The 15415-nt window shown below is 58.1% G+C and carries 11 protein-coding genes; 5 read left to right on the forward strand and 6 right to left on the reverse strand.

Annotated elements, in window-relative coordinates; all coding sequences use genetic code 11:
- Positions 1-96 precede the first annotated feature (96 nt).
- Positions 97-972: a hypothetical protein gene (locus tag CCC_RS06610; RefSeq protein ID WP_152619715.1), complete on the forward strand. Its 876-nt coding sequence runs from the start codon at positions 97-99 to the stop codon at positions 970-972.
- Positions 973-978: 6 nt separating this feature from the next.
- On the opposite strand, the gene CCC_RS06615 is transcribed toward CCC_RS06610, so the two are convergent.
- From CCC_RS06615 to CCC_RS06630, 4 genes are all read right to left on the reverse strand, one after another.
- A complete protein-coding gene (locus CCC_RS06615) occupies positions 979-2886 on the reverse strand; it encodes a hypothetical protein (RefSeq protein WP_152619716.1) in 1908 nt (635 codons plus the stop codon).
- A gap of 47 nt (positions 2887-2933) precedes the next feature.
- On the reverse strand, positions 2934-3470 hold the full coding sequence (locus CCC_RS06620) for a hypothetical protein (RefSeq protein WP_160295517.1): 537 nt from the start codon (positions 3468-3470) through the stop codon (positions 2934-2936).
- 328 nt (positions 3471-3798) lie between these two features.
- Positions 3799-4863, reverse strand: a complete 1065-nt coding sequence (locus CCC_RS06625; RefSeq protein ID WP_152619718.1) for an autotransporter outer membrane beta-barrel domain-containing protein — start codon at positions 4861-4863, stop codon at positions 3799-3801.
- Between the two features lie 246 nt (positions 4864-5109).
- Positions 5110-6165 carry a glycosyltransferase family 2 protein gene (locus tag CCC_RS06630; RefSeq protein ID WP_041040393.1) on the reverse strand — a complete coding sequence of 352 codons (1056 nt, stop codon included), beginning with the start codon at positions 6163-6165 and terminating at the stop codon, positions 5110-5112.
- Positions 6166-6475: 310 nt separating this feature from the next.
- On the opposite strand from CCC_RS06630, the gene CCC_RS06635 reads away from it, so the two are divergent.
- Positions 6476-8254 (forward strand): hypothetical protein, encoded by a 1779-nt coding sequence (locus CCC_RS06635; RefSeq protein WP_152619719.1) that lies wholly within the window; start codon positions 6476-6478, stop codon positions 8252-8254.
- A gap of 262 nt (positions 8255-8516) precedes the next feature.
- Complete coding sequence (locus CCC_RS06640; RefSeq protein ID WP_082036519.1) at positions 8517-9557, forward strand: glycosyltransferase; 1041 nt, start codon at positions 8517-8519, stop codon at positions 9555-9557.
- 27 nt (positions 9558-9584) lie between these two features.
- On the opposite strand, the gene CCC_RS06645 is transcribed toward CCC_RS06640, so the two are convergent.
- Both CCC_RS06645 and CCC_RS06650 read right to left on the reverse strand, forming a co-directional pair.
- Positions 9585-11144, reverse strand: coding sequence for a B12-binding domain-containing radical SAM protein (locus CCC_RS06645; protein WP_160295518.1), 1560 nt, complete (start codon positions 11142-11144; stop codon positions 9585-9587).
- A 20-nt stretch (positions 11145-11164) separates the two neighbouring features.
- Positions 11165-12679 (reverse strand): B12-binding domain-containing radical SAM protein, encoded by a 1515-nt coding sequence (locus tag CCC_RS06650; RefSeq protein WP_052472961.1) that lies wholly within the window; start codon positions 12677-12679, stop codon positions 11165-11167.
- A gap of 285 nt (positions 12680-12964) precedes the next feature.
- On the opposite strand from CCC_RS06650, the gene CCC_RS06655 reads away from it, so the two are divergent.
- Both CCC_RS06655 and CCC_RS06660 read left to right on the forward strand, forming a co-directional pair.
- Positions 12965-13939 carry a glycosyltransferase family 2 protein gene (locus CCC_RS06655; protein ID WP_082036530.1) on the forward strand — a complete coding sequence of 325 codons (975 nt, stop codon included), beginning with the start codon at positions 12965-12967 and terminating at the stop codon, positions 13937-13939.
- A 4-nt stretch (positions 13940-13943) separates the two neighbouring features.
- Complete coding sequence (locus CCC_RS06660) at positions 13944-15395, forward strand: B12-binding domain-containing radical SAM protein (RefSeq protein WP_009868593.1); 1452 nt, start codon at positions 13944-13946, stop codon at positions 15393-15395.
- Positions 15396-15415: the final 20 nt, after the last annotated feature.

Raw genomic sequence — 15415 nt, forward strand, 5'->3', positions numbered from 1 at the left:
GATTCGAGACGGTACCCAAAGCAGCAGGATAGATCTCAGATCAATCTATAAGGAAGTTGAGCGATACCGATATCAGCAGTTTTTCGAGGTATCCGGATGTTTGACTCCAACGTGATAAGACGGTGGGCCGCTTGCCTCGTCTCCGTCTTGTTGACATCCAGTTGTAGCGATGGAAGCGGTTTTTGCGGTTCCTCAGTCAATGCCAAGGCACCGGTCTGCTCGATGACCGAGGCACAGATGGCCGCCCTTCCTGTCCGGGCGGAATGGTGGCATCCCAAGCAAACTGTCACGCTGCACGCCCTTGAGACGGCCTCGCAAACCGAAGCTTTGCGGCGGGCCGTCGGCGGCCACGCCGGAATGGAACTGGCTGGCATTGCCGTTCCCGACCCGGAATCCCAGCGCTGTGATATCTACGTGGCCTTACCGCCTAACCCTTCGGCTTTTCAGTTGGAGGCGGTGGGCCACGAACTTCTTCACTGCCTTGCTGGCGGCTTCCATCCCGACATGCTGACCGGCAAGGCTGCCTCCAGCTATCTTTCTGCCCGTCAGGCGGCGGCCCAACGTGACGGCCTCTCACTCGCTATCGAGGCGGCAGAGAAGCAATCACGATGGACCTTGTCGTGCACATTTGGAACCGGCTCGTGCCCGCCGCCGGGCCGTAAGGCAGGAAAAACGATCGAGATTACCTTTCACCCGGTAACCGCCGATACCCAGGACCGCCTCCATAGGGCATTGGAGCCAACATCACATCGGGATCAGGGGGGCATCCTGACCGATCCTTCCGGGCGATACTGCGATATATACCTGACGCTTCCCCCCACCTATCTGGGTCGCGGCATGGAGAGCCTGGGACGGCGGATGCTCGCATGCTTCACGCCCTCGTCCAGCACAGTCTCAACCGAGCAACGCCAGCGGATCATCGACGAACTGCTGGCTGCCTCGCCCCCAACCCCCAACCCCATCAAGCCCTGACTCCAGTCATCGGAACTCGATCAACTGGCGCACCACCGGATCAAGTGGCATAAATCGCTCTATCCCAGCGGCGGCTGACGCCCTGAACGAAGCAATGGCCTGGGGCCGCATGGCCGGATCCCGACCAAGGATCAGGAGCAGCCCCCGGAAATACAGGCCAACAGGATCACGGCTATCGCGACCAATAATCGGGGTAACCAACTGCTCAACCGCCGTCAGATCTCCGGCCATGGCCCTATCCGTCAGATAAGCTATGGCCTGATCGGTGCGCCCAGGCGCCAATAGGAGTAAACGCTCGAGCCAAAGCCGCCACAGATCGCGGCTACCCGGCAGATCCGGCGCCAACCAAGCCAGTTCCTTACTGAAATAGAGATAGGACTGAACCCCAAGGCCGACGGTAATCAACATAATACTATCGCTTTGGGGGATGCGCTCCCGCAGGGTCGCCATCATGGCCCGTGCTGCAGGAACCAGGGCCGGATTAGTCCGGCCTCCTTCTTTGGCGAAGTCGGCAAATGCATCACGAATAGCCTCTGCCGTTTCCAGATCCGATCCGCGAGGATCGGCGGGCCAGACTCGCTCCATAGCGGTTCTATTCGCCACGTCCCTGCGCAAGTCCCTGATATTCAACCCGTACTCGGCCAGTATCTGAGATGCAAACAACGGCAGGGTAGCGACCAGCATCAGGCCCCAGGCGCCCCCCCTCCTGAAGAAGGCGGGAACAGTCCTCTCGTCCACCGAACGTGCAACTGCGGCCATCCCCAGGGCGAAGAACGGCAGGGAAAAGCAGAGATGAAACCAGACGGCGGCAATAAGGGCATAGGCAAGAGCCAAAACAGTCGCCGTCGGTCGCGCCGCTGGAGCCGCATATAGGGGCAGCACCATGAATCCCGCTAAGACCAGGATCGCTCCCGGAAGCCCCACTGCGTGAAGTGTGTCCAAAAGCCAGTTATGGCTACTAAAATAGTCACTGGACAGGAAGATCCAGGTTGGCTGCCATAAATTTTCACCAGTGACATTAAGATTGGCATGGAAGGCATCTTGAACCCGCCCCCAACCCTGTCCACTCAACCAGAAGGATGAACGGGCCATGTCGGCCAGCATCATATCCTGTAGATGGGCACGATCCACCAGCGATGGACTGTCGAGAAACGGCTTGGCAACCCGCAGGGCGAAGGGGGGCAAGAGTGCCGCTCCCCCCACCAGAGCAGCCGCCCCCCAGGGGGACCGAGTGACCATCCGGATAGGCCAAACTGGCAATCGCTCAGAGAGCAACACCAGAACCGCACCACCGATCAGGATGCTCCAAGCGGTTAGGCTGTGGGAGGCAAAAACGCAACCCAGCGAAGCAAATGCCAACATCACGGCAAGAGGCCAGTCCCTGCGAGCCCACGCCCAAGGCCGCGCCAAGACTGGAAGAGCGACGCCGATCCAGCCGTAATAGGCTTCGACGTAGAGTAGCAGCGTATGGTCAAGATCGGCGGAAAGGCGGTCGAATACCTTGAGCCCGGCGACCGCCAGCGCTACCGCAGCCGCAGCCCAACACAACAGCCGCCATGCCAGCTGGCAATCCCGGACCATCAACCCGCAAGCGATCATAATGGCCAAATCAAGGAACCACAGGGCGCCAAGACCACTTTGCGGCACACCAAGAAGGCTGAGCCGAGGCTGGGCTATAAAAGACGCGGCAACGAGGCTCCACAGGGCTACCGCCAGTGGCGCTAGTACATAAGGGTGGGAGAGATTGGCCAATGTCATGCGCGGGTTTGCCCAGGCACAACGGGCGAGCGCCAATGCCCCCAGTCCTGCGCACAGATTGAGCCACACCACCATGGGCTCGGCCTTGTCCCAATATCCGAAACGAAAAGACGGCAGCGACCCAAGGGCCATTGGCAGAGCCAACAGCAAAACCAAGGCCGGTCCGAGAACCTGGGGGAGACTGGGATCGGGAGACGATCGCACTAGGGCTCCCCAGGAAGCGTAAGAGGTTGGGAGATCAACTTGCGCCAGTGCTCCACCCAGCAGCATTCATGATCATAATCGGCCAGAATCTCGATCCGAGGTCGCCGTCCATCAGGATAGCTGGCGACATAGGCTCGGGCCACGGCGCTCGGCACTGTCCGGTCGCGCCCGCCGGAGAAATGGAGTTGCGGGACATTTACCAGCCTTGCGGACTCATCGGCGGGATTCAGTGAATAGCGCAAGGGCTCCAATCCGTCCAGCCTCGTCCAGGTGGCGTGATCGAGGACTCCGACTACCGAAATCAAGCCAGCACTGTCAGATCTGCGGGCAGCAACCAGGGCGGCCACGGCACCGCCGCCGGAATACCCCACATAGAAGACCTGGGTTGTGCTGGCCCGGCGCACTAACAGATCAATCGCCGCATCGAAGGCTTCAATTACTTCCAGGGCATATCCAGCTGTATCCCAATAGGCGGGCTGGCAGTTTCGGAGATGACTGCCGCGGACGTATTGGCAGGGCCGCGCCAGATAGACCACGTTCGACCGCGGGTCTCTCACCGCCAGCTCCAGGGCAAGCGGGCGCCGGGGAGTGGGATCATCAGAAATCCGGTTTCGGCTGATCCAGGAATATCCGTCACCTTCTATGTACACAACCAGGGGAGCCCCTGGAACCAAGCGAGCCGGACCAAAGGAGTGGAGGTCGAAGGTCGGAGTCGCGATTACTTCCGATCGCCAATGACGCTGCGTTGCCAGGGCCTCCGCGACGTCAAGACGGCTGGCGCAGCCGGGCAACATCAGGCAGAAAAGGAAAAGGGCTAAGCCCGAAGACTTAGCCCTTCCCAACATTTCCAGACTAATCCGCAGACTAGAACTGATAACGGACCTTAGCAGTGCCCTGCCAGACGTCGAGGCTGGTGCGACCGATCGAGTTGTACGACCCCTCGACAGTACCGGACCACGGTCCAGCGCCACCGAAATCCACACCCAGACCGGCAACGCCGCCGCCATTATCCACGGCTGACATCTGGCCATTGCTCTTGAGCACCGCCTTCGGCTTGGTGAAGTCCCACTCGCCGGTCAGCTTGACGAAGGGCGTAAAGCCGTCGAAGGCGTAGCCGGTCTTCAAACCACCGCTGGCGCGGCCGAAGTTGATACCCTGGGCGGCATTACGAGCCGTGCTGGTACCGGTGTCGTTGTACGCGTTCTGCATTTCACGCAGATACAACACGCCGACCTTCGGGCTCAGGCGCCAACGATCGATAGCATAGGAACCGGTCAGGTTGGTGGCACCGAACCAACGACCACCATCGAACGACCCCTTGACCGCGCCACTGGTGCGGCTGACATCGTAGGTCAGCCAAGTGTAGCCACCCGACAGATCCGCAGTCCAGTTGGGGGTGATGCTCACACCCAGATACGGGGCCACGGTATAGCCATCGGCCTTGTAGGTACCGGAATTGAACTTGGTCTTGATATCGACATTTTCATAACCGAAGCCCACGCCGCCGAGAACACGATCAGTGAACTTGTAGTCGACACCGAACACGGTGTTGATAACGTTACCATCCATGCCGAGGGAGGCTTCACTCTTGCGGATGTTCACCCAGGTGCCCTGGGCCCAGAGGCCGAGCTTCGGAGGCATCCCGCCCCCGCCCTTACCGGAGTCGCGAGTATTGAACAGCTTGCTGACCGGACCGCCAACGCTGCCCCCACCGACCGAACCACCGACCGCGCCGCCGACCGCACCACCAACCGCGCCGCCAATCAGACCAGCAGTCTGAGCCGCAGCTACAGGAGCCGCCACCGAAGCAACAGCCTGATTAGCAACTGCGGCAGAGGACGATGCGTCGGACGCGGCCAATGCCGGGCTGGCCAAAACCACGCCCGCAACCCCAACAGCCGCCAGGGCCGAAATCCGATCAATCCTCATCCCCAGTTCTCCTCAATCGTGCCAGGCCAGAGCCCGACGAGATACCACAGCTTTGGTAAGGCTTTTACCACGGAACGCAGAGATGTCAACGCCGACAAGTGCGAAAATGTCGCCATTTTGGCAATAGTGATATTTTTGCACGCCCCCAATAGATGTGCTGCGCAAAGAGACGACGAACCTAGCGCAGCAGAAAATCTGCGACCGCCCTCCATCCCGTTGCGCATCCGAAGTCTTCGGCAGCGGGCGTCACGAATAGATGCGGTTCCGGCTGGATCGAGCATTAGCCAAAACCACGGGCGCCCGCCGCAAGTAGGAGAACGGCGACCAAACAAGGGAGCGGGCCACCGCGACCGAGCTTATCCGTCTCGCAGCCTGAACCTGACGGCGCCGAGCCCATATCCGCGGCAATTGCGCCAGTGCGTCCCATATCGCCCTGAACGCAGTCCTCCCTTGGCCTCGCAACGCAGCCTTAACCACCAGCAGCGCCACCCCCCCCACATGGAATGGCAGCAGCGACCAAAACAACGGCCCCGGCATATTCTTGACGAAGCACCAAACCAGATTGCGCAAGCCGTGATAGCGGGCGAAGTCCGATGTACTGCTGCCGGAACTGGCGCCCCCCACATGCCTGACCTCGGCACCAACAACCTGGATGCAGCGGTGTCCGGCCAACCGTAGACGAAAGGCCAAATCCACGTCCTCAACATAACAAAAGAAGCTCTCGTCGAAGCCACCAACCGCCGTGAAGGCGTCATGACGATAAAATGCGGCGGCGGCACAGGGGCCGAAGACCTCACCCTCGGGCGGCAGAGCCAATGCGGGCCAACCGAAGCCTCCTCGCCATGGCACACCCGCAAAAAAGTAATTGTCGCCCGCTCCATCCAAGCGACCAAGGTCACCGGCATCCCTTTGCGTTGAGCCGAACATGGCCGTATCGGGATGACGCGCGGTCGCTTCCAACAGGCGCTCCAGCCAATCGGGCGCGGCAAAGGCGTCAGGATTCAAAGTGGCCAGCCAGACCCCTCGGGACAGAGCGGCAGCGCGGTTGTTCCCCACGGCGAACCCGACATTGCGGCCAGGACTGTCGAACACGAAGCGGCTATCCCCCGCGACAGCCGCCATGGCTGGGATCAGCGAACCATCGGACGAACCATTATCGACGACGATGACCTCGAAATCGGCCATGGTCTGCCCGAGCAAGGCTCGCAAACAGTTCTCGAGATGTGGGCCAGCCAAGTAGTTGACCACCAAAACGCTCACTGCGGGAGCATCCGGCCTGGAAGTTGAGTGTGCGGACCTCATCGCCCAGGTATACGCAGATTCATCAATTCAGGCCAGCCCCCCCGGATTGACATAATCCAGGAAATTTCCCAAGACAGGACATCGACAGCCTTGACGGCGACTGGCTTCCCTGAAGCCCTAAGTTGAGCTATTTTGCACTGGCGTGGGCGGATAGAACGTCCATTAGGGATATAGGTTCGTAGCTTCGGCGTATTTTTCAGAAGCGGGGGGCGAAGTGGCGGCCAATGGCTTATGATCCCTGGCGCTCCCCGTTCGCCTCAGACAGCCGCTTGTCCAAAAATCTTACGAAATTCTTGGGGTGCGCTGGCGCATGACGTTTCGTCGCCTCGATACGCCCCCCCAAGCCTATGTCCGTGTCCGCCGAATTATAACACTGGCTCTCGGAGCGCTTGTTCGCACGGGAGGTGTGTGTGTTTTCCTGGTGACAATTACGTTTTCTGTCGGCGCCCTACTGAGCTTTATCAAAATTGGAGACTCATCAATACTTGAAAGGACGATAAAATGGCACAAGCAGACTCATACATTTCTTGCAACGCAGTTCAATGAATACGAACAGATAGGATCTATAGATATTTTGATCCTAGGGCCATCACGAGCCTACAGCAACTACGATATTACCGAGATCGAGAGCTCTAATTACCAGGCATTTTCATTTGGCACTTCTGCGCAGACGCCCAAACAATCCTACTACTTCCTCAAATACGCCCTTGCCCGGAAGAAACCAAAGCTGATCATCTACGATTTCTATTCGCGGATGTTCAGTACCGAAGGCGTAGAGGCTCTCCCCTATCTGCTGCACGATGCGCCACTCGACCTGGAAATGCTCCAAATGGCAGCTGCGCACAGAAGCTTAATTCCATTGCGGGTTGTGGTGGCCGAAGTTATCGATCGCTTGCGCCACCCCCGACCTGCCAACGTCATCATTCCCAACAACGGCAACCGCACCTATGTCGGCAAGGGATATGCTGTCAAACTCAGCAAAAACAGCACCCTGACGGCACCACGAGCTTACCCGATGCTCGAAGATCAGGTGGAAAGCTACATGACCCTACTTGACCTGGCTGCCGCCTCCGGAATCCCAGTGGTGACGGTGCTGGGGCCGCCATTCGAGCAACGAGAAGATATGCCGGCCTCGGTGCGGAAGGACTGGGATGCTTTCAGATCAACTCTCGCCAAGCGGGGGGCTCCGATCGTCGATGCAAGCCTGTTCCTGCCTAAACTCGACCCAACTACTCTGTTTGCCGACCGTGAGCACCTTAATAAATTGGGAGGGACGATCTTCACCCGAGCCCTAATGGAGCATCTCCAGGCGAAAGGACTCTTGCCGCCCCCCCGTGACCCGGCGCAAGTACAGCGGACCGTATTTGGGGTGCGCTATTCGGCACAGTCCCATATTCCCCATAAATTTGACATGGCCGCGACATCCGGCACTGGCTTCGACTTGCCCTTCAGCATCCTGGAGCAAGTCCATGCGGGCCCCGACGGCAGGGAGATCGAACTTGGCAACTCCCCCCAGATCTCGGTCGCCGACATCGACCTGGACGGGCGAAAGGCTCCCGTCTTGCGCATACAAAACACCACGGATCAGGAGGTGTCTCTTCGACGCAAGTTCATCGACGAGAAATCGGTCTATGGCCTAGGCGACAAATCCCTGGCCGGGCGAGCGGTGCGCTTCGGCGTTTGGGTGACCGGAATCGTCGTTCGCAGATTTGGGTGGCGGCGTCCACGCCGTTTGGGCTGGCTCGCCGATGGGATTCGGTGGCTGCTCACCTTCCATTTGGTCTGTTTCGCCTGGGTTTTCTTTCGGGCCGCAACCCTCACAGAGGCCAGCGCCTTTTTGTCGTCAATTGCCCATTGGCGCGAAGGCAGCGCCTTGTCGCTGTTCACCGGCGAAACCACGTTTCTGGTTGCCGCCCTGGCGGGAATCGCTCTCGTCGAGTTGACGGCCCTGATCGGACCCCGATTCAATTTTATATCAGCATCGGAATCATCGCCTGTGCTGAGGTACTTATCCATAGGCTTCCTGGCATCGTTCATTGTCTATTTCGGTGCCTTCCAACAGGGCCGGTTCCTCTATTTCCAATTCTAGGTTCACACCCCTTTGATCAGAGCCAGAACATGAGCAAATCGCAGCACAGTTCGGGACGTAACCCTGAGCCAGATCCGAGCCGCAGGGAGAGGTGTAAGCAAATAAGGAATGGCGGCGTCATGTTGGCCGATTGCACGGTAGAAGGAGTTCAATCCGCCTGATATACTTGCCGCGCGGGCAGGGGTGGACAATACCGGCGCAGCCTTACGCGCCAATAATGCACGTGACGCCGCACGTAATGTAACTCCGGGGATTTTCCTGTATGTATTCTGAAACGAATCCAACATCTGACTCAGGCATTCAACCAGAGCCTACCGGAATCACGTTCTCAGTAATAATTCCATTTAAGGAATGGTCACCAGACCTTAGTGAATGTCTAACGCATTTAGCTTTGCTTCCTAAGCGTAACTGGGAAGTATTCCTTCTTCCGGATTCTGCGATCGAACTTCCCGACGAATTCTCCGCCCTGCCCATTTCGATCATCGTCACCGGTCCGATCAGTCCGCCAGCCAAACGCGACATGGGCGCGCGGCAGGCGATCGGCACGTATCTCGCCTTCCTGGACGACGACGCCTACCCGTTTCCAGACTGGCTGAGCGCAGCCGAGGACTATCTGAAAGCCCACCCCGGAGTCGGGGCGGTCGGAGGCCCGGCGATCACGCCGTCCAGCGATTCATTCTGGAACAGGGTCTCGGGTGCGGTTTTCCTCAGTAGCCTGTCAGGGGGCTTTCCCGAACGCTATATACCTGTGGGTAAACCGCATTTGGTCGATGACTGGCCGACCGTCAACCTGATCGTCAATAGGACCGCCTTCATTGCCGTCGATGGCTTCGCCAATAGCTATTGGCCGGGCGAAGACACCAAGCTGTGCCGCGACCTAGTAGGTGGCGGCTGGACCATCCACTATGCCCCGTCCATCAAGGTGTTCCATCACCGCCGCGCCACCCTTGGCAAGCATCTTCGGCAAGTGGGCAGCTATGGCTACCATCGCGGCCTGTTCGCCAAACGCTATCCCGAAACGTCGCGCAAGTTGATCTTCTTTATTCCCTCGGCTTTCGCCCTGTTCGTAGCGATCGGGTTGATCTTGTCGCAATTCTCCGAAACGATCCGCCTTCTATATATCGCAGGCCTTTCGGTTTACGGACTGGCTCTGATCAAGGTCTGGTTCGACGTTAGAAAGCACGAAGGGGGCGTGGTCGCCCTGCTGAGCCTGCCCTATGTCGTCATAACCCATCTGTGGTACGGGACGCGGTTCATTGTCGGCCTGTTCGCGCGAAACTACTCGCCATCCCTCGGCCGCTGATCGGATCCCGACGCCGCCGCCGCTAATTCAGCTTGGCCCCGCGGTCTGCGACGGCCCCTTCCGGGCCCAAAAAGCCACCAGCGCAGCGTCAAGGCGGGCGATCAGGTCCAAGGACCACCCAAAAAGTAAGGATTCCAGCCGTGGGTTGCGCAGATAGATGAATTCGGAGACCTTAGAGACCTGAAGCATCAGGAAGTAGCCCACAAAGAGCGCCAGGCTCTTCTTTTTTAGGCTCCTCAAGCGCATATCATCTCGCATCCGCAGCATTCGGCGCATCATTGCTGCGTCGAAATTGAAAGTCGGAACCAGACGGGGATCGTACTGCATCCGCTTCACCGCCTGATAAAATGGTCGCCTGATGTTATGAAACATCGGACTGAGGTACCATTTCCTGTTCTGCTCGGGCAGTTCCTCATATTCCTCAGTCCCAGGGCACGGCAACATGATGTTGACGGGAATAGAGTCGGCATATCGCCAGAGAATCTCGGAAAACGCCCGTTCCTCCGCCTCGATGCGCTCGAGGTCATCGAACGAGAAGCCGATCAAGCAATTGGCGCTGACTGTAAAGCCCTGATCCGTGTAATTCTTCAGGTTCTGATAGACGACATCCAGGCTCTGGATCTTGTGGACACGATTCTGCGTGGCTGATTCAAGGCGCTCCAATCCAAAACTTACCCAACCAAACCCGCTTTTCTTCATTAGAGAGATGATTTCCGGCTTAACAACGCGAAATGAATTGCTCTGAATCGTAAATGTAATGTGCCTGTTAAGGCCGCGAGCAATAATTTCTTCGCAGAATTCCGTCACCCGCTTGTCGGATAGTGTGAAGTTGGTGTCCGTAATATCAACGAGATCGACGCCAAACGCTTTGCGCTTACGTTCAATCTCATCGACAATGCTATTAACGCTTCGGCGGCGCACCGGCTCCTTCAGATAGCGATCGCTACAAAAGGCGCAGCGAAACGGGCAACCGCGTTGCGACAGCACGGCTCCAAAGTCGTTGGCATCTCTTGCGTGGCGGGAGAAGTCCGAAACTTGGTAGATGGCGTAATTCACGTCGCTGTACTGGTCGAGATCCTGGGGCAACGGAGCAACACCACCGTCGATGACAACTCCTTCGCGACGGAACGCCACTCCGGGTACAGCCATATTGACCGCGTCTCGCCGCCCTTCGCGGATATCCAGGACAGCCCGCAGCAACTCCAGAACCACGAGTTCTGCCTCGCCCCGCACCACATAGTCGATGCCGTGGTCGATGGCCTCCTCGAACATGTGGCTGACATGCACGCCGCCCGCTACGAAAACCGGGGCGGGAGACTTGGCGTAATGACACCGCAGATATTGCGCCGTCGTATAGGCGGTATAAGCATTGGACGTGCTGATGGAAAAGCAGATGACATCCGGTGCGAACGCCTCGACCTCAGCCAGAATATCCTTATGCTGATAGAGGCGATAGCGGCCGTTGTTGTCGATCGCCTTGACGGTGAACTCCTTACTCACCAACGTCGCGATAATCGACATCCCATAATTAATGACATTCGTTCGGATATAGTCCCGCTCTCGAATGAACAATACACGGCCGGTCAAGACGACATTCTCCTTCTCCGTCATTGCGGCTCGGATCGGTGCCGGGCAAACGATCCCCTGAAATCAACCAAATGGCCCACAAGTTTAACGCCCGCTCGCATGAGGAACCTGACATCGTCCACCGACCTCACCGCCGCAAGTTTGCGAAGGACGAAACGCGGGCTCAGCGCCGCTTTGTAGAGCTCCTGGGTGAAGCGCAACACGTCCTCGCTTGAAATCGGGCTATTCCATACCGATTCCTTCATGTCGTAGCGATCCCAGTCCTCGGTCAGCAACCATCCTTGCTCGCGCGCTTCGGCGAACAGCACAGTCCCCGGATAAGGCACGACGATCGTCGCTTGAAGCGAGTCAATCAGATTGGATTTGAACAACTGGCGCGCAAAGGCGATGGTGTTTTCCGCCTCAAGCGCAGTTTCCCAGGGATAGCCCACCATGGTGGTGACATGCGGCTCGAGACCCGCTTCCTTGGCAAGCCGGACAGTCGCCTCGATATCCGAGACGCGAATGCCTTTCTTCAGGCGATCGAGCGTCGATTGGGTGACCGATTCCAGTCCGATCAGGACGAAGCGGAAATTGGCCTTGCCCAGCAATTGCCACTCCTCGCGCGACAACGCCCCGACCCGCATATTACAGCCCATGACCACCCGCTTGTGGTATCCGCGGGCAATAAGGCCGTCGCAGAACTCGCGAAGCCACTCTCCTTTGGGAAAGCATCCGGAATCGTCGAAGATTTCCTTGATTCCGCGCTCGATCAGCTGGCCGATTTCATCCAATGCCCGCTGGGGACTAACCGTACGGAACGTGGCGCCGGGGAAGATCGTCGTCCAGCTGCAGAACGAGCACCGCCCCCACCAGCAATCCCTGCCCGCCATAACATAGGTCCCGGGCGTGTATTTGAAATTGCCATTGCGATAGGCGTAAAGCTCCCACCGCGTGAGGTCGCGGTCAATGATCGGTGCGGTATCGAGATCGTGATGCAGCGCGATTGCCCCGACCGCCTCAACCCGCCCGTCCAAACGACGCCAAACGCCCCCGGGCAGGGTCTCGGACTTGCCATCCAGCCACGCGATTAGACCAGCGAATACAAAGTCGAAGTCGCCCCCCGTGACCACATAGTCAACCGGAGAGTGTTCAAAGCTTTCCGCGGGTAGGGCCGTAACGTGATCGCCGAAAAGCACGACGATGGGATCGAAACCGCTTTCCCGCTTAAGCTTCTCGGTGATGGCCCAGTGGCGCCGGACGGTCGGCGTCTTGACCTCCATGGCAATGACGTCGGGCCGCTCGGAAAGGATTCGCTCCCACCACTGCTCGAAACTCAGTTCCTCGGCAATGGCGTCGTCCCATAAGACGGCATAGCCGTCGTTCTTGAGCCGGGTGGCGGCATAGGCTGGAATCACGGGGTAGATATAGGTTGGGCGCTTGAACCACTGGAACTGCCTGTTCTGGGAAAGCAGCGGAACTCCCTTTTCGCTTTGAAGCGGCGGGTAAGAAATCGCGACTTTACCGATCGTGCTGCGCTGCGCCAATTCAATCATTCCAAACGAAACCAGCCAACTTTTTGCCGCAGCAAGCCCCCGAAACGCCCAATACCCGGGTGTGTCGGCATGTTAGGCAATGGAATCGGCGCATGGCAAGACAATCCAACAGGGAGAATCCATCCGATCCACGTCAGTGTGGTGACGATGCGCATCGGCGCACCGAAAGGGCCGTTCCGCGCGGCTGGACATATTCCGTAGATAAGTGGCATATCAATCGCCCAAAGTCATTATCCGACGCCCCCAACGGGTGGTCGGCGCGACACCAGAGCGCGAAGTCGAAGAATGCGACCACTCGTTTCCGTGATTATTCCAACCCACAACCGGAAGAACCAACTTCTGGCCTGTCTGGAATCGCTGTCACGCATCGACTACCCCAATGTCGAGATTCTGGTCGTGGACAACGCTGGCACCGACGGATCGGCAGAGGCCGTCCTCAGTGCCCATCCTAGGGTGCGGGTGTTGCGTCAGACTGAGAATCTTGGTGCCGTGGGCGGGCGTAATGTGGGTATCGCCCATAGCGGCGGAGACTACCTTCTGTTTGTTGATAGCGACAATGTCGTCGCCCCCGATTTCCTCACCCATCTCGTGGATCTGGCGGAAAGCTCGCCCGACATCGGCTTCGTCGGTCCCAAGATGTTTTACCGTTCGGCCCCCGACCGGATATGGTGCATGGGAGTCGATATCAGTCTGTGGACAAGCAGGACCCACTATCGCGGCATCAACATGCCAGACGACGACACGTTTTCACGAAACTGCGATACTATTCAGATCCCGAATGTCTGGATGGTCCGACGCTCGGTTATTGAGCGGGTGGGAACAATGGATCCCATCTATGTCATGAGCTACGGCGAGACCGACTGGCCGATGAGGGCTGGACGGGCGGGATTCCGCAGCGTCATATGCGCCGCCGCCAAGGTCTACCACGACATCGAACCGAGCGTCGGCTGGCGCGATGGGATCATGCTGCGCGGCAGCCCCTACCGCGCCTACTATTTTTCGCGCAACCGCACCATATTCATGAAGCGTTTTGCCAATCCGCTTCAATATGCCTGCTTCTTGGTTTTCTTTAATCCAGCCTTCTTTCTGGCGTACACGTCGATTTATCTGGCCTGCCGCAGAATGGACCTCGTCGGGGCCTGCGCCCGCGGGTTCGTCGACGGACTGGTCGAGGCCAGACGGGTGTCCCGCTTGCCTGCCTTCTCGCCATCGGCAGAAGATAGTGCGTCCGAGGGGCGACACACCATGCTGCAAGGATGACGACATGAAGGTTCTGTTCATCAATCCCTGGCAGAAAACTCTGTTTGGAGACGAAAAGGCCCGGCCCGGCCACCCTCATCTGGGCTTGGCCTACTTGGTCGCCGTGCTGAAGAAGGCTGGACATTCCTGCGCGGTCTTCGACCAGGGACTGGAAAACGACGACGACCTGTTGTTCCGGCGCTTGCACGACTGGCAGCCGGATTTGGTTGGCATCACCTCGTTCAGTTTCAGTATCGACTACGCTGCCGATCTGATCCGACGGATTAAAGAGGTGAGCGACGTCCCGGTGATCATCGGCGGCGCCCATGTCTCTGCGGTCCGCGAACGGGTCCTGGAGGAAACCGTCGCCGACTTCGCCATGTACGGCGAGTGCGAAACGGCAATTCTCGACTTTCTTGTGCAGTTGGGTGGCGAGCGCGATTTCGCGAAGGTGCCCAATCTGATCCGGCGTACCGAGGAATGCGGCCTAGTGGCCAATCCTGCCACCGCCATGATTTCCGAACTGGACGATCTTCCCTATCCCGATTTCGAGGCGTTCGAATTCGAGCGCTACAACTATTACAGCGCAAAGGCACTGCCGATCATCACGTCACGCGGCTGCCCCTACAAGTGCAATTACTGCTCGGTCAAGCTGTCCATGGGACGAGGGTTTCGCAAGCGAAATCCCGAAAGCATCGTCGATGAGATGGAATTCTGGAAGAAGCGTTACGGCATCAGGCGGTTCGAGGTCAACGACGATTGCTTCTCGTTGGACCTCAAGCGGGCGGAAGCCATTTGCGACCTGATCATCGAACGAAAGCTGGGAATTACCTATGAAATGTACAACGGTATCCGGGCCGACCGGGTATCCGAGGTCCTGCTTCGAAAGATGAAGGCATCGGGCTGTGTTTTCGTGTCGTTCGGCTGCGAATCGGGCGATCAGGAAATCGTTTACAACATGGGTAAGAAGCTGAAACTCGAGGATGTCCGCAACGCCGTCGAGCTGACCCGCAAGGTCGGCATCCGAAATTCAGTCAATTTCATCGTTGGCCATCGCAACGAGACCTTTGAGGCTTTCCAGCGGACACTTGATTTTGCTGCTTCACTCCCAACCGATTTTGTAAATTTCTATAATCTCGTCCCCTATCCGGGGACGGAGGTCTATGAGTGGATGAAGGCCGAGGCCCGACAACTGATCCCAGACCAGGAGTTCCTGTCTCGCATCGGCAGCCGCAATTTCGAACCAGTCTACGAGACCGACGAGTTTCCACGCGCCGATCGCATCCGCGCCATGGAACTGGGAAATGCACTTTATGAAAAGACCGTCCTGATATACCGCTTCGGACGAGTGGCGGGCACACTGGCCTATCTTGTGTCGCGCAACCGAACGCTATTTACCATCGGGCGAAAACTGGCCCTGGACAACCCAATCGGTTTTTTCATCTACAGCAAGGTGACCGCCGCCTCCAGGCGGTAGCCGCCGGGAAGGGTTCCGCC

Origin of the sequence: Paramagnetospirillum magnetotacticum MS-1 (assembly GCF_000829825.1) — a bacterium.
Lineage (GTDB): Bacteria > Pseudomonadota > Alphaproteobacteria > Rhodospirillales > Magnetospirillaceae > Phaeospirillum > Phaeospirillum magnetotacticum.

What these genes read in the sequence shown, in the direction of transcription:
- CCC_RS06610 (WP_152619715.1), top strand. Translation starts at nt 97, where the DNA reads ATGTTTGACTCCAACGTGATAAGACGGTGGGCCGCTTGCCTCGTCTCC.
- CCC_RS06650 (WP_052472961.1), bottom strand. Translation starts at nt 12,679, where the DNA reads ATGATTGAATTGGCGCAGCGCAGCACGATCGGTAAAGTCGCGATTTCT.
- CCC_RS06640 (WP_082036519.1), top strand. Translation starts at nt 8,517, where the DNA reads ATGTATTCTGAAACGAATCCAACATCTGACTCAGGCATTCAACCAGAG.
- CCC_RS06625 (WP_152619718.1), bottom strand. Translation starts at nt 4,863, where the DNA reads ATGAGGATTGATCGGATTTCGGCCCTGGCGGCTGTTGGGGTTGCGGGC.
- CCC_RS06655 (WP_082036530.1), top strand. Translation starts at nt 12,965, where the DNA reads ATGCGACCACTCGTTTCCGTGATTATTCCAACCCACAACCGGAAGAAC.
- CCC_RS06660 (WP_009868593.1), top strand. Translation starts at nt 13,944, where the DNA reads ATGAAGGTTCTGTTCATCAATCCCTGGCAGAAAACTCTGTTTGGAGAC.
- CCC_RS06635 (WP_152619719.1), top strand. Translation starts at nt 6,476, where the DNA reads ATGACGTTTCGTCGCCTCGATACGCCCCCCCAAGCCTATGTCCGTGTC.
- CCC_RS06630 (WP_041040393.1), bottom strand. Translation starts at nt 6,165, where the DNA reads ATGAGGTCCGCACACTCAACTTCCAGGCCGGATGCTCCCGCAGTGAGC.